12 protein-coding genes and 1 pseudogene are annotated in these 12480 nt (G+C 70.3%); 5 read left to right on the plus strand and 8 right to left on the minus strand.

The window, feature by feature from the left end; all coding sequences use genetic code 11:
* Window positions 1–113 precede the first annotated feature (113 nt).
* From ACFVYA_RS08590 to ACFVYA_RS08605, 4 genes and pseudogenes are all read left to right on the plus strand, one after another.
* Window positions 114–203 (plus strand): annotated as a pseudogene (locus ACFVYA_RS08590) (DUF6886 family protein); the annotation flags it as partial.
* Window positions 204–371: 168 nt separating this feature from the next.
* Window positions 372–1055 (plus strand): 16S rRNA (guanine(527)-N(7))-methyltransferase RsmG, encoded by a 684-nt coding sequence (rsmG, locus tag ACFVYA_RS08595; RefSeq protein WP_387043845.1) that lies wholly within the window; start codon window positions 372–374, stop codon window positions 1053–1055.
* Between the two features lie 77 nt (window positions 1056–1132).
* Complete coding sequence (locus tag ACFVYA_RS08600; RefSeq protein ID WP_387043847.1) at window positions 1133–2056, plus strand: ParA family protein; 924 nt, start codon at window positions 1133–1135, stop codon at window positions 2054–2056.
* A complete protein-coding gene (locus tag ACFVYA_RS08605; RefSeq protein WP_285987499.1) occupies window positions 2053–3051 on the plus strand; it encodes a ParB/RepB/Spo0J family partition protein in 999 nt (332 codons plus the stop codon). Before ACFVYA_RS08600 ends, ACFVYA_RS08605 begins: the two co-directional genes overlap by 4 nt.
* 133 nt (window positions 3052–3184) lie before the next feature.
* Here the strand turns inward: ACFVYA_RS08605 and ACFVYA_RS08610 are convergent, their stop codons facing one another.
* Together ACFVYA_RS08610 and ACFVYA_RS08615 are read right to left on the minus strand one after the other, a co-directional pair.
* Entirely contained in the window at window positions 3185–4129 is a 945-nt protein-coding gene (locus ACFVYA_RS08610) for a D-alanine--D-alanine ligase (RefSeq protein WP_285987498.1), read from the minus strand.
* Window positions 4130–4155: 26 nt separating this feature from the next.
* Window positions 4156–5475, minus strand: a complete 1320-nt coding sequence (locus ACFVYA_RS08615; RefSeq protein WP_387043754.1) for a PLP-dependent aminotransferase family protein — start codon at window positions 5473–5475, stop codon at window positions 4156–4158.
* A gap of 212 nt (window positions 5476–5687) precedes the next feature.
* On the opposite strand from ACFVYA_RS08615, the gene ACFVYA_RS08620 reads away from it, so the two are divergent.
* Window positions 5688–6332, plus strand: coding sequence for a GNAT family N-acetyltransferase (locus tag ACFVYA_RS08620; RefSeq protein ID WP_285987496.1), 645 nt, complete (start codon window positions 5688–5690; stop codon window positions 6330–6332).
* Window positions 6333–6542: 210 nt separating this feature from the next.
* Here ACFVYA_RS08620 and ACFVYA_RS08625 read toward each other — a convergent pair whose 3' ends face one another.
* The 6 genes from ACFVYA_RS08625 to ACFVYA_RS08650 all read right to left on the minus strand — a co-directional run bounded on the left by ACFVYA_RS08625 (window position 6543) and on the right by ACFVYA_RS08650 (window position 12472).
* Window positions 6543–7691, minus strand: a complete 1149-nt coding sequence (locus ACFVYA_RS08625) for an N-acetylmuramoyl-L-alanine amidase (protein ID WP_387043756.1) — start codon at window positions 7689–7691, stop codon at window positions 6543–6545.
* Window positions 7692–7972: 281 nt separating this feature from the next.
* Window positions 7973–8296: a thioredoxin gene (gene trxA, locus ACFVYA_RS08630; RefSeq protein ID WP_003082899.1), complete on the minus strand. Its 324-nt coding sequence runs from the start codon at window positions 8294–8296 to the stop codon at window positions 7973–7975.
* Window positions 8297–8331: 35 nt separating this feature from the next.
* Window positions 8332–9324 carry a thioredoxin-disulfide reductase gene (gene trxB, locus ACFVYA_RS08635; RefSeq protein ID WP_285987494.1) on the minus strand — a complete coding sequence of 331 codons (993 nt, stop codon included), beginning with the start codon at window positions 9322–9324 and terminating at the stop codon, window positions 8332–8334.
* A gap of 79 nt (window positions 9325–9403) precedes the next feature.
* Entirely contained in the window at window positions 9404–10228 is an 825-nt protein-coding gene (locus ACFVYA_RS08640; RefSeq protein WP_387043759.1) for a hypothetical protein, read from the minus strand.
* On the minus strand, window positions 10225–10848 hold the full coding sequence (sigM, locus tag ACFVYA_RS08645; protein WP_034284380.1) for an RNA polymerase sigma factor SigM: 624 nt from the start codon (window positions 10846–10848) through the stop codon (window positions 10225–10227). The genes ACFVYA_RS08640 and sigM overlap by 4 nt, the downstream gene beginning before the upstream one ends.
* Before the next feature lie 31 nt (window positions 10849–10879).
* Entirely contained in the window at window positions 10880–12472 is a 1593-nt protein-coding gene (locus ACFVYA_RS08650; RefSeq protein WP_387043761.1) for a protein kinase family protein, read from the minus strand.
* Window positions 12473–12480: the final 8 nt, after the last annotated feature.

Raw genomic sequence — 12480 nt, forward strand, 5'->3', positions numbered from 1 at the left:
CGTGCGCTGGCACCGTACGCGCCGGTTGGTTATCTCCGGGGTCTCCTCACCCCGGGGTACGGCTTGCGCCCCCACCCTTGGGTTCGGGGGGGGCCCGCTTCTTTGTGTGTGGGGTGCGGCCCATGCGCCCGGCCGACTACTGGTTCCCGCGGCAGTGCCCGCGCGCGATGGCTTGGGCGACGCCGGAGACGACCGAGCGGCCCCGCCGAGCGAATTACACGCGTGATGTTTCACGTGGAACCGCCCACCGCCGCAGCCGGCTGAGTGGAGTTGTCCACATCTGCGGACTGTCGGCTCGTTTTCTCCGGCTCATCGGGGACAATCGAACGAGCGCGGTTTCACGTGAAACCGGCGGACGAGGAGTAGACGGAGTGAGCTTGGAGGAGGCCGCGGAGACGGTGCGGGCCGCGGCGGGACGAGTGTTCGGTGAACGCGTCGACCAAGCGGCCGGGTACGTCGAACTCCTGGAGCGGCACGGGGTCGAGCGCGGGCTGATCGGTCCGCGGGAAGTCGAGCGGCTGTGGGAGCGGCACGTGCTCAACTCGGCGGTGATCGGCGAGCAGATGCCCCCGGGCGCTCGCGTGGTCGACGTCGGGTCGGGAGCCGGGCTTCCGGGTGTACCGCTGGCGATCGCGCGACCGGACCTCGATATCGTCTTGCTCGAACCGATGGCCCGCCGGGTGGACTGGCTGGCCGAGGTGGCCGAGAAGCTGGAACTCCCGATCACCATCGTCCGTGGACGCGCGGAGGAGCCGCCTGTGCGTGAGCAGCTCGGTGGCGCCGACATCGTCACCGCTCGCGCGGTCGCCCCGCTCGCTCGTCTCGCGGACTGGTGCCTGCCGCTGGTCCGTCCCGACGGCTTCCTGGTCGCCCTCAAGGGCGCCAGCGCGGCGGACGAGATCGCGCGGGACGGCGCCGCCATCCGCAAGGCCGGCGGGGCTGACCCGCTGATCGTCGAATGCGGTGCCGCAGTACTAGAGGTCCCCAGCACGGTCGTGAAGATCCGTCGCCTTCCAGCAGCAAGCAAGCCGAAGGCGCGGAGCAGGAAGCGTTAACGGGCCGCGATGTTCCACGTGAAACGACGCGACTCGACCATCGACCAGATGTCAACATGGAGGAGGTGTCGAGACCGGTGAATCCCCCGCCGTCCGACTCCACGGAGACCACCCCCGACGTGGGCTGGACCCCGATCGCCGAAGAAGCCGCCCGCGCCGCTCGTCTGCTGAATCCCGAGAGGACGCTTCCCCGTCCCGGCCGCCGTCGCGTGCTGACCGTCGCCAACCAGAAGGGCGGCGTCGGCAAGACCACCAGCACGGTCAACCTCGCCGCCGCGCTCGCGGTCCACGGGCTCAAGACGCTCGTCGTCGATCTCGACCCGCAGGGCAACGCGAGCACCGCGCTCGACGTCGACCACCGGTCCGGGACGCCCTCCATCTACGAGGTGCTCATCGGCGAGGTGACGCTCGCGGAGGCGGCCCAGCCGACCGAGCAGTCCCCCAACCTCTTCTGCGTCCCGGCGACGATCGACCTCGCCGGCGCCGAGATCGAGCTCGTCTCGATGGCGTCTCGCGAGTCCCGGCTCAAGGAGGCCATCTCCTCGGAGATCCTCGACCAGATCGGCGTCGACTACGTCCTCATCGACTGCCCGCCGTCGCTGGGCCTGCTGACGGTCAACGCGATGGTCGCCGCGCAGGAGGTGCTCATCCCGATCCAGTGCGAGTACTACGCGCTGGAAGGTCTCGGGCAGCTGCTGAGCAACATCGAGCTCGTGCAGCAGCACCTCAACCGCGAGCTCCGCGTCTCGACGATCCTCCTCACCATGTACGACGGCCGGACCAAGCTGGCCGACCAGGTGACGAACGAGGTGCGGAACCACTTCGGGGACACCGTGCTGAAGACCGTCATCCCCCGCAGCGTGAAGGTGTCGGAGGCGCCCGGGTACGGCCAGACCGTGCTCGCCTACGATCCCGGTTCGCGCGGGGCGATGAGCTACGTCGACGCGGCCAAGGAGATCGCCGAGCGCGGCGCACAGATGGAGAAGGGTAGTTCGACATGACCGAGCGTCGAGGAGGGCTGGGGCGGGGCCTCGCCGCCCTGATCCCGACCGGACCCACCGGCGGTGGTCCCCTGCCCGCACCCGGCGACACGGCGGCGGAGAAGAAGGCGGCCGAGGAAAAGGGCTGGTTCGCGGCGAACGGTCAAGCGCAGCAGCACGCCGGCGAGGTCGCCGGCGCGGTCTACCGCGAGATCCCCGTCGGCTCGATCAAGCCGAACCCGAAGCAGCCGCGCCAGGTCTTCGACGAAGAGGCGCTCGCCGAACTCGAGCACTCGATCCGTGCGTTCGGGCTCATGCAGCCCATCGTCGTCCGCGAGCTCGGGAACGACGAGTACGAGCTCGTCATGGGCGAGCGGCGGCTGCGTGCTTCGCAGCAGGCCGAGCTCGAAGCGATCCCGGCGATCGTCCGGCAGACCGCCGACGAGTCGATGCTGCGCGACGCGCTCCTGGAGAACATCCACCGCGTCCAGCTGAACCCACTCGAAGAGGCGGCCGCGTACCAGCAGCTGCTCGACGAGTTCGCGGTCACCCACGAGGAGCTGGCGAGCCGGATCGGCCGCAGCCGGCCGGTCATCACCAACACGATCCGGCTCCTCAAACTCCCCTTGCCGGTGCAGCGGCGCGTCGCCGCGGGCGTGCTCTCCGCCGGGCACGCGCGCGCGTTGCTGTCGCTGGACGACGCCGAAAGCCAAGAAGAGCTCGCCACGCGCATCGTCGCGGAGGGCATGTCGGTGCGGGCGACCGAGGAAGCCGTCACGCTCAAGAAGAGCGAGAAGCCGGCGAAGCCGAAGCCCGCACCGCGCAAGCCGATCCAGGCGCCGGGGTTGCAGGAGCTCGCGAACCGCCTCTCGGACCGCTTCGACACCCGCGTGAAGGTCGACCTCGGCCGCCGCAAGGGCCGGATCACGCTCGAGTTCGGCTCGGTCGACGACCTCGAGCGCATCGTCGCGATCATCGATGCGAATGGGGCAAATCAGACACCGAAAACCGATTAGGGATCACCCCAGGGTGTTTCGTCACGGTGATGATTGCTCACCGGAGCCATCGCGGGCACGGTTGGTGATCATCGCTCGCGACACGAAAAAGGCCACCACCGAACTTCGGTAGTGGCCTTTCGTGGGTGAAGGGTCAGCGAGAAATCGCGCGCCCGATGAGTTCACCGAACACCGCGCCGAGCGACTTGCCCGCCGCCTCGATCGCCATCGGCACCGTCGACGTCTCGGTGAGGCCCGGCGACGGGTTCACTTCGAGGAAGTGCACCGTGCCGTCCGCGGCGACGATCGCGTCGGTCCGCGAGATGTCCCGCAGCCCGAGCACGCGGTGGGCGGCGACGGCGAGTTCGGCCGCCGCCTTGGCCGCGGCGTCGTCGAGCCGGGCGGGGGTGAAGAAGTCGGTCAGGCCGGCCGTGTAGCGGGCCGTGTAGTCGTACACGCCGCTCTCCGGCACGATCTCGACCGCCGGGAGGGCCTCGGGCCCGTCCTCGCCCTCGATGACCGTCACGGCCACCTCGACGCCGTCCACGAACCGCTCGGCGAGCACGGTGTCGCCGTAGGCGAAGCAGCCGACCATCGCCGCCGGCAGTTCCGCGGCCTCGCGGACCACCTGCGTGCCGAGCGCCGAACCACCCTGGTCGGGCTTGAGGATCAGCGGCAGGCCGAGGCGCTCCACCATCGCGTCGAGCACCGCCTGGGCGCCGAGCTCGCGGAACGTGCTGTGCGGCAGCACCACCCAGTCCGGCGTCGTGAACCCGGCGTTCTCGATCAGCGCCTTCGCGGTCGGCTTGTCCCACGCGCGGCGGCAGCCCTGGGAGCCGGTGCCGACGAACGGCACCTCCAGCATCTCCAGCACCGTCTGCACCGAGCCGTTCTCGCCCTCGCCGCCGTGCAGCGCGACGACTACGGCGTCCGGGCGCTGCGTGCGCAGGCGCTCCAGCAATCCCGCGTCGGTGTCCCACTCCTCGATGCCGAAGCTCTCGGACTTCAACGCCGCGGACAGCCGTCGCCCGGACCTCAGGGAGACGTCGCGTTCGTGCGAGAGCCCGCCGGCGAGCACGGCAACGGTACGGTCGACCACCGTGGAAACTCCTTAGCTGAAAAGAATTAGACCGTGTCCGGGGACGGGTTCTGCGGTCCCTGGATCTGGCGCGAAACCACGCTACCGAAGGTGCGAGCGAGGTCCATTTCGGACTCCAGCACGGCCGCCAGCCGCCGCACGCCTTCGCGGATCCGCTCCGGCGTCGGGTAACAGTACGAGAGCCGCATCTGGCGGCTGCCGAACCCGTCGGCGTAGAAGCCGGTTCCGGACGCGTACGCGACCCGTGCGGTCACCGCGCGCGGCAGCATCGCCTTCGTGTCGACGCCCTCCGGCACCGTCACCCAGACGTAGAAGCCGCCGTCCGGCTTGGTCCACGAACAGCCCGGCGGCAGGTACTGGTCGAGCGCGGACAGGATCGCGTCACGCCGCTCGCGGTAGTTCTCGCGGAACTTCTTGATCTGGCCCTTCCAGTCGTGCGTGGCCAGGTAGCGCGAGACGATCATCTGGTTGAACGTCGGCGGGCACAGCGTCGCCGACTCCGCGGCGAGCACGAGCTTCTCGCGCACGGCGTGCGGCGCCAGCACCCAGCCGACGCGCAGGCCGGAGGCGAACGTCTTCGAGAACGAGCCGAGGTACACGACGTTGTCGGGATCGGCCGACCGCAGCGCCGGGTACGTCTGCCCGTCGAAACCGAGCAACCCGTACGGGTTGTCTTCGACGACCAGGACGCCGTGGGTGCGGCAGATCTCCAGGATCTCCGCACGGCGCTCGACGGCCAGTGTGACGCCGGCGGGGTTGTGGAAGTTCGGGATCGTGTAGAGGAACTTGACCCGGCGGCCGGCCTTCTCCGTCCGGTCGAGCGCCTCGCGGAGCAGCTCCGGCACCAGGCCGTGGTCGTCCATCGCCACGTGCACGACCTGCGCCTGGTAGGCGGCGAACGAGCCCAGCGCACCGACGTACGAGGGTCCTTCGGCGATCACGACGTCACCCGGGTCGCAGAACAGCCGCGTGACCATGTCCAGGCCCATCTGCGAGCCGACGGTCACCACGACGTCGTCCGGGTGCGCCTTGATGCCCTCCAGGGCCATGATCTCGCAGATCTGCTCGCGCAGCGCCGGGACGCCGTGCGCCGAGCCGTACTGCAGCGCCACCAAGCCGTCTTCGGCGATGATCTCGGCCACCTGCGCCGACAGCGTGTCGAGCGGGAGCGCCGCCAGGTTCGGCATGCCGCCGGCCAGCGAAACCACCTCGGGCCGGCTGGCCACCGCGAACAGTGCCCGGATCTCGGAGGCGGTCATCCCGGCGGTGCGCGCGGCGTACCGCTCCAGGTGCGGGTCGAGGTTCTGGCGGCCGCTGTGCGGCTTGCTGGGGCGGTTCTCGGTCATCGACGTTCACCCGGGGCTAGGCGGACACGGTCACTCCTGCGGGAGCTGGTAGATCCCATCGAGTGTAACCGGGCACCCATCAGGACCCCCTGGCCTTCCGGTGCTCGTCACATCGGCCTATCCTCGACCGTGGCTCTCGTGTTCGTGCCGTGGATCCTGCGCGGCTGGACGAGCGGGCAGCCGGTCGGGAGCGCAGGTCAGGGAGGTCGCGGGTGTCGCGTCGCGTCGTGGGCGTCACACTGGACAACCTGGAGCACCTGCCGAAGAGCTGTCGCCGGTGCGTGTACTGGGAGCTCGCCCCCCACCTCAAGCACCAGGCCGAGGAGTTCGGCGCGACCGAGGTCGAGAAGGAAGCCTGGGTCTCGAGCGTGCTGCTCGAGTGGGGTTCCTGCGGCCGCATCGTCTACAGCGACACGCTGCCGGTCGGGTTCGTGCTGTACGCCCCGCCGAACGCCGTCCCGCGCGCGCTGGCCTTCCCGACGTCGCCGCCGAGTGCCGACGCCGTCCTGCTGACCGCGTTCCAGGTGCTGCCGGAGTTCCGCGGCGGCGGGCTGGGCCGGATGCTCGTCCAGGCGGTCGCCAAGGACCTGACCAAACGCGGCGTCCGTGCCATCGAGGCGTTCGGCGACGCGAAGCCCGAGGAATCGGACCCCGACGGCGGCCACAGCTGTGTGCTGCCGGCGGCCTTCCTGCAGAGCGTGGGCTTCAAGACGGTCCGCCCGCACCAGAAGTGGCCCCGCCTGCGCCTCGAGCTGCGGTCGGCGATCACCTGGAAGGAAGACGTCGAGGCGGCCCTGGAGCGGCTGCTCGGCCAGGTGACGATCACCACCGCCGAGCCGAGCCTCGGCCGCGCCTGATTCCCATCCGCAAACGTTTGCGCTTGTGTTTCGGCATGCCCGCAACCCAGTGTGCACAACTGTGGAAGAAGTGCCGAGTTATCCACAGAGCGCTGATAGGAGCGGTGGAAAAGCTGTGGAGAACTGCCCCGAAACCTGGGGACGCGCGCGTGGCGTCCCCAGGGGTGGTGGGGCAGGTGAAGGAGAGCCGCTAGGGGGTTGTGGTCGGCCCTATTCGGCCTTGGCGAGCTCGTGCGCCAGGACGTCGGCGAAGGTGAAGGTGCCCGTCGGCTGGTCGCCCTCGCCGAGCAGGTACAGCCGCTTGACCGCGATCAGGATGCCCTCCGCGACGATGTCGCGGAACGCCGGGTCGCCGAGGTTGCGGGCGTCGTCCGGGTTCGTCAGGTAGCCGATCTCGACCCGGACCGCCGGGCAGCGGGTGCGGGTGAAGATGTCCCACGACTTGTAGTGCGTGCGGCAGTCGAGCATGCCCGTGCGGGCCGCGACCTCGCGCTGGATGAAGCCGGCCAGCAGCTCGCCCACCGTGGACGTCGTGCCGTTGCCGGTGCCGAAGTGGAAGCTCGCGACACCCTGCGCACGCGGCGAGGCGTTCTTGTCGCTGTGCAGCGAGAGGAACAGGTCGGCACCCGCGTCGTTCGCGAACTTGGCGCGCTCGAGCTCGGTGGGGCTCTGGTTCGGGCCGCGGGAGATCAGCGCCTCCATGCCGGCGGCCTTCATCCGGCCTTCGAGCCGACGGGCGAGGTCCCACGCGATGTCGGCCTCGCGCAGGCCGCCGGCGACCACGCCGAGGTCGTCGCCGCCGTGGCCCGGGTCGATCACGATGCGCTTGCCGCGCAGCCGCGGCCCGGCCTGGCGCACCTGCTCCTGCTCGCGCAGAAACACGGGGCGACCGCCCCGGGCCCGCGGCGAGGACAGGCGGTGCAGCTCGCGGATGGTGGCCGGACCGCACATGCCGTCCGGCGTCAGGCGCATGTCGCGCTGGAACGTCTTGAGCGCGCGCTCGGTCGCCGGCCCGAAGTAGCCGTCGGGGCGGCCGGCGTCGAAGCCGAGCTCGGTGAGCCGCTCCTGCAGGGTGAAGACGTCGTCGCCGTGCACGGGCGAGGCGATCATGTACGACAGCGGGCGGCTGCCCAGGTGGTAGCTGGCGCCCTTGAGCGCCTGGAACGTAGCCGGACCCACGATGCCGTCGGTCATCAGCCCACGACGCTGCTGGAAGGCACGGACGGCGTGCTCCGCGGCGACGTCGAAGGTGTCGTAGTCGTCGGTACCGGTGACCGGCGGGAGCAGGTCCATCCCGGCCAGGATGGACCTGATCTCGGCGACGTCCGGACCGGCGTCACCGCGGCGGAGTACCCGCATGCACTCCTCGCTCTTCCTCAGGCACCGAATTCGGGGGCTCGGTGCGTGGCAGGATTTCAAAAACCTTCGCTGGGACGAGCCCAGGTCCTCTATTGTGCCTTGCCAACTCTGGGTGACAGCGCAGGCCCGGTAGGTAGGTCAAGGACCCGTTCGTGGAGTACCCACGGTGGCCGCTGTCACGCTCGATTAAGCAACATCGTTGAAATTAGCCCGAATGACGAACGAACCCGGGGCCAGCAGGAGGATTCCCGCAGGCCCCGGGTTCGCCGGGCTGGTTCGGTTCAGAGCACGTCGGCGAGGTCCGACAGCAGCGCGGCCTTCGGCTTCGCGCCCACGATCTGCTTCACCGGCTTGCCGCCCTGGAACAGGATCAGCGTCGGGATGGACATCACCTGGTAGTCACGCGGCGTGTTCGGGTTCTCGTCGATGTCGATCTTGGCGATGGTCAGCTTCTCGCCGTTCTCGGCCGCGATCTCCTCGAGCACCGGGGCGACCATCTTGCACGGGCCGCACCAGGTGGCCCAGAAATCGACGAGGACCGGCTTCTCGCTGGTCAGGACCTCGTCGACGAACGTCGCGTCGGTCACCTTGACGGTGTTGGCCATGGTTTCTCCTTCAGGGATGGTTGAACGCCGGAAAGTCAGTTGGTGCCCGGGCCGTAGCCGCCGCCGACGAGCTCGGCCGCCTCGTGCGCGTCCGATTCGCCGTGCTCCGCGAGCCATCGTTCCGCGTCGATCGCCGCGCTGCACCCGGAGCCCGAGGCGGTGATCGCCTGCCGGTAGGTGCGGTCGACCAGGTCGCCGGCCGCGAAGACGCCGTCCAGGTTCGTGTACGAGCTGCGGCCCTGGGTGATGACGTAGCCGTCCTCGTCCAGCTCGACCTGCCCCTTCACGAGCTGGCTGCGCGGGTCGTGGCCGATCGCGACGAAGAAGCCCGACACGTCCAGCGTCGACTCGCTGCCGTCCTGGGTGTCCTTCAGCTGCAGGCCCTCGACCTTGCCGTCGCCGAGCACCCCGGTGATCTGCGTGTTCAGCTGCCACTTGATCTTCTCGTTCGCGCGGGCGCGCTCGAGCATGATCTTGGACGCGCGGAACTCGTCGCGGCGGTGGACGATCGTGACGGACTTCGCGAACTTCGTCAGGAAGGTCGCTTCCTCCATCGCCGAGTCGCCGCCGCCGGCGACCACGATGTCGTGGTCGCGGAAGAAGAAGCCGTCACAGGTCGCACAGGCCGACACACCGCGGCCGAGCAGTTCCTGCTCGCCCGGCACGTTCAGGTACCGCGCCGCGGCACCCATGGCGAGGATGACGGCGCGAGCGGCGTACCGCTTGCCGTTCGCGTGGACGTACTTGACGTCCCCGGTCAGCTCCAGCGACTCGACGTCCTCCGCGCGCAGCTCGGCGCCGAAGCGCTCGGCCTGCTTGCGCATCTCCTCCATCAGGTCCGGACCCATGATGCCGTCGCGGAACCCGGGGAAGTTCTCGACCTCGGTCGTCGTCATCAGCGCGCCGCCGAACTGCGTGCCCTCGAACACCAGCGGTTCAAGCTGGGCCCGCGCCGCGTAAACGGCAGCGGTGTATCCGGCAGGACCCGACCCGACGATGATCAGGTTCCTGATTTCCTCGGCAGCCACCCGTGACCTCCGCTCGTAGTGACCCGTGTACCAGGCTCAACACGATCGTATGTGGCCATGTTCCCAGTCGTGACAGCCGCTACTTCTCCCCGACGACCTTGTCGAACAGGACGGCCGGATTTCCCGGTCCGCAGTCCGCGCCGAAGGCCACGAGCCGGAACTGGGCCAGCTTGCCGGTGGTCAGGATGATCATCACGCCGGCCTTGCCACCGACGTTCACCGGGCGGATGCCCTCCGGGCGCACCTTCGGGTCCAGTCCGGCGGCCGCGATGCAGGCGTCGAGGCGGTCCTCGTTCTGCAGCGGGCCGAAGTCGCGGACGCCGATCGCCTTGCCGACCAGGGCCTGCGCGCCGGCGCCGTCGTTGCCGACCGAAGGGCCCGTCGGAGCTGGAGCCGCGACGTTCGGGGTGCCGGTCTGCTGCGAGGTGCCCGGGATCGCGATGGTCACGGCGACGATCGCGGCCGCGGCCGCGGTCAGGACGCCGGCGGCCCAGCCGAGCCGCTTGTTCCGGCGCCGCCGGGCCGCCGCGAGGTCCACCACCGGGGCGTCCCCGGGCCCGGCCTGCTGCGGTGCCTGCGCGGCGCCCTGAGGCTGGTGCTGGGCTCGTCCAGACTGTGCTCGCTCGGGAAAGGCGGCGGCTGCTTCGGCGGCCAGTGCCGCGTCCAGCCGCGCGGCGAACTCCGCGGGCATCCGCGGGGCCGGCGCGTCCGCCAGTGAGGCGAGGTCGGCCTGCGTGGCGTCGAGGGCGTCCAGGATCGCCCGGGCCTCCGGGTCGGCGTCGACCAGCGCCCACAGCTCGGCCGCCTGCGGGTCCTCCAGGACACCGGCGTGGAGGTCGGCGAGCACGTCGACAGACCAGGGCGGACCGACGGTCCCCCCGATCCCCCGGCTTTCGTCCGTCATCGTCCCTCCCCGCTACCCGGCTGACGCCCGGCCCGTTTGCTTTCGTGAGTTGGGACGTTCGCAATCGCATCGGGGTTCCGCAGGTGCCCGAGAACCTTCGCGAGTTTCCCGCGGCCCCGCGCGCAGCGGCTCTTCACCGTGCCCTCGGCGATGCCGAGCATCTTGGCCGTCTCGGCGACGGAGTATCCCTCGACGTCGACCAGCACGATCGGGGCACGCTGGTCTTCGGGCAGCTGGTCGAGCGCCTCGCGCACGAGCAGGCTGGTCTCCCGCTCGGCCATCGAGTCACGGGGCGTGGCGGGTTCGTTGAAACCGGTCTCCGGCAGCGGCACGGTCGGGCGTGCCTGGCGGCGGCGGATCCGGTCGAGGCAGGCGTTGACCACGATCCGGTGCAGCCACGTCGTGACCTGCGACTCCGCCCGGAAGTTCCCGGCCGCGCGGAACGCGGAGATGAACGCGTCCTGCAACGCGTCGGCGGCCTCTTCCGGGTCGCGGACCGTGCGCAGCGCGACCGCCCACATGCGGTCGCGATGTCGCTGGACGAGTTCGCTGAACGCATGAGGGTCCCCGGCGGCGTGAGCCGCTATCAGATCCGCATCCGTGGGAGCTGCAGCTGTCACCCGGGAGAGCCTACTGACCCTGTCGGGTGCGTCACCCCGCAGGCAGGAAGGACAGGTCGCCTATTTCGGTCATGAACTGCCCGTCCGCGTCGCCCAGCTGGGTGATCCAGACGATGAAGTACTGGCCCTGCGTCGGCTGGGCCAGCGCGATCGTCGTCTCGCCGTTCTTCAGGTCGCCGTTGCCGACCACCTTCGTGTCGGCCAGGTCGGGGTTCTTCCCGGTGGCCGACCGGATCTCGACCTTGGTGGCCGGGGTGCCCCCGATGACCTTCACCTGGCTGAGGTTGATCGGGTTTTCGAACGCGACGAGCAGCCCGACACCCGGCTTGATGGTGGGGAACTGCTGCTTGTACTTCTCGGTCCGCCACTCCGTCTCGGGCTTGCCGTCGGTCGCGTACTTCGCCCGGCCGGTGTTGTCGCCCTTGCCCTCGGGGTTGTAGACCGCCACCGACTGCGGGGGCACCGCGGCGCCCACGGACGGCGACGGCGGCGGGGCCGGGTTCGACGACGGCGGCGGCTGCGTCCCGTTCTGCTGGCTCGACGCCGGCGGGGCGGCGACGTTGATCGACGGCCCGCTCGCCTTCGAATCGCCCTGGAAGACGTTGATCAGCATCAGGCCGCCCCAGGCGAGGATGATGACGGTCGCGACCACCAGCACCGTGACGCCGAGGGCGAGCTTGCGCCGCCGGGCGACGTCCTTGACCGGCTTCTTCGTGGTCCAGATCGTGCCGTCCGGCTCGACGGCGTCCCCGCCGACGGCCTTGATCAGCTGGGTGCGCTCCTCTTCCTCGGCGACCTGGTCGAGGACGCGCAGGATGGCCGCGCTGGTGCGGATGCCGCCGTTGCCGCCGTCCTCGATCGTGCGGACGGCCAGCGACGACAGATCGGCCGGGACCGTCGGCACCAGCTGACGCGGCGGGACGATCCGGTTCTGCGGCGTCATCGGGGCCGCCGGGATCGCGGGCGGGCCGCCGGGCAGCGCCCAGCGGCCGGTCAGCAGCAGGTACAGGACCGCGCCGAGGGCCTTGACGTCGTCGCGCAGCGTCGCCTCCGGCAGCGGGCCGGGGAACGCGAGCTTCAGCGCCCCGCTCGGCGTCAGCCGCAGGCGCTGGGGGTGGTCGAGACCGAGGACGAGCCCGTTCTGGTGCGCCTGCTCGACGGCTTCGGCCAGCGCCTGCACCATCCGCGCGGCCGCGGCGGGCGCCACCGGCCGCTGCGCGACGAGGTCGACCAGGTCGCTGCCCTTGGTCCACTCCGCGACGACGACACCGAGCAGGCCTTCGCTCGAGGTGATGCCGCTGCCGAGGGCGAGCACGTCCAGCACGCGGGCGACACCGCCGTGGCCGAACTTCGACGCGTGCGTCGCACGTTCCAGCGTCCGCCGGGCCAGCCGGGCGGCTTCGGGATCCGCCGGGTCGCCGACCAGCAGGGTCAGCGCCACGTCCCGCTTCAGCTGCCCGTCCCGGGCGCGCCAAAGGTGCGCGTCTCCCCGCTCGTCCACGCCGAACTGCGCGAGGAGGCGGTAGCGGCCGTCGCCGACCACACGCCCGGGGGCCAGCGATCCGACCTGGGCCTTGCCCACGTGGTTCGCACCCCCCGCCTGTTCGCTCCGCCTCGTGTCCACCCGCACTC

Origin of the sequence: Amycolatopsis sp. NPDC058278 (genome assembly GCF_042881395.1) — a bacterium.
GTDB lineage: Bacteria > Actinomycetota > Actinomycetes > Mycobacteriales > Pseudonocardiaceae > Amycolatopsis.

What these genes read in the sequence shown, in the direction of transcription:
- ACFVYA_RS08625 (WP_387043756.1), bottom strand. Translation starts at nt 7,691, where the DNA reads ATGCGGGTACTCCGCCGCGGTGACGCCGGTCCGGACGTCGCCGAGATC.
- ACFVYA_RS08605 (WP_285987499.1), top strand. Translation starts at nt 2,053, where the DNA reads ATGACCGAGCGTCGAGGAGGGCTGGGGCGGGGCCTCGCCGCCCTGATC.
- trxA (WP_003082899.1), bottom strand. Translation starts at nt 8,296, where the DNA reads ATGGCCAACACCGTCAAGGTGACCGACGCGACGTTCGTCGACGAGGTC.
- ACFVYA_RS08615 (WP_387043754.1), bottom strand. Translation starts at nt 5,475, where the DNA reads ATGACCGAGAACCGCCCCAGCAAGCCGCACAGCGGCCGCCAGAACCTC.
- ACFVYA_RS08640 (WP_387043759.1), bottom strand. Translation starts at nt 10,228, where the DNA reads ATGACGGACGAAAGCCGGGGGATCGGGGGGACCGTCGGTCCGCCCTGG.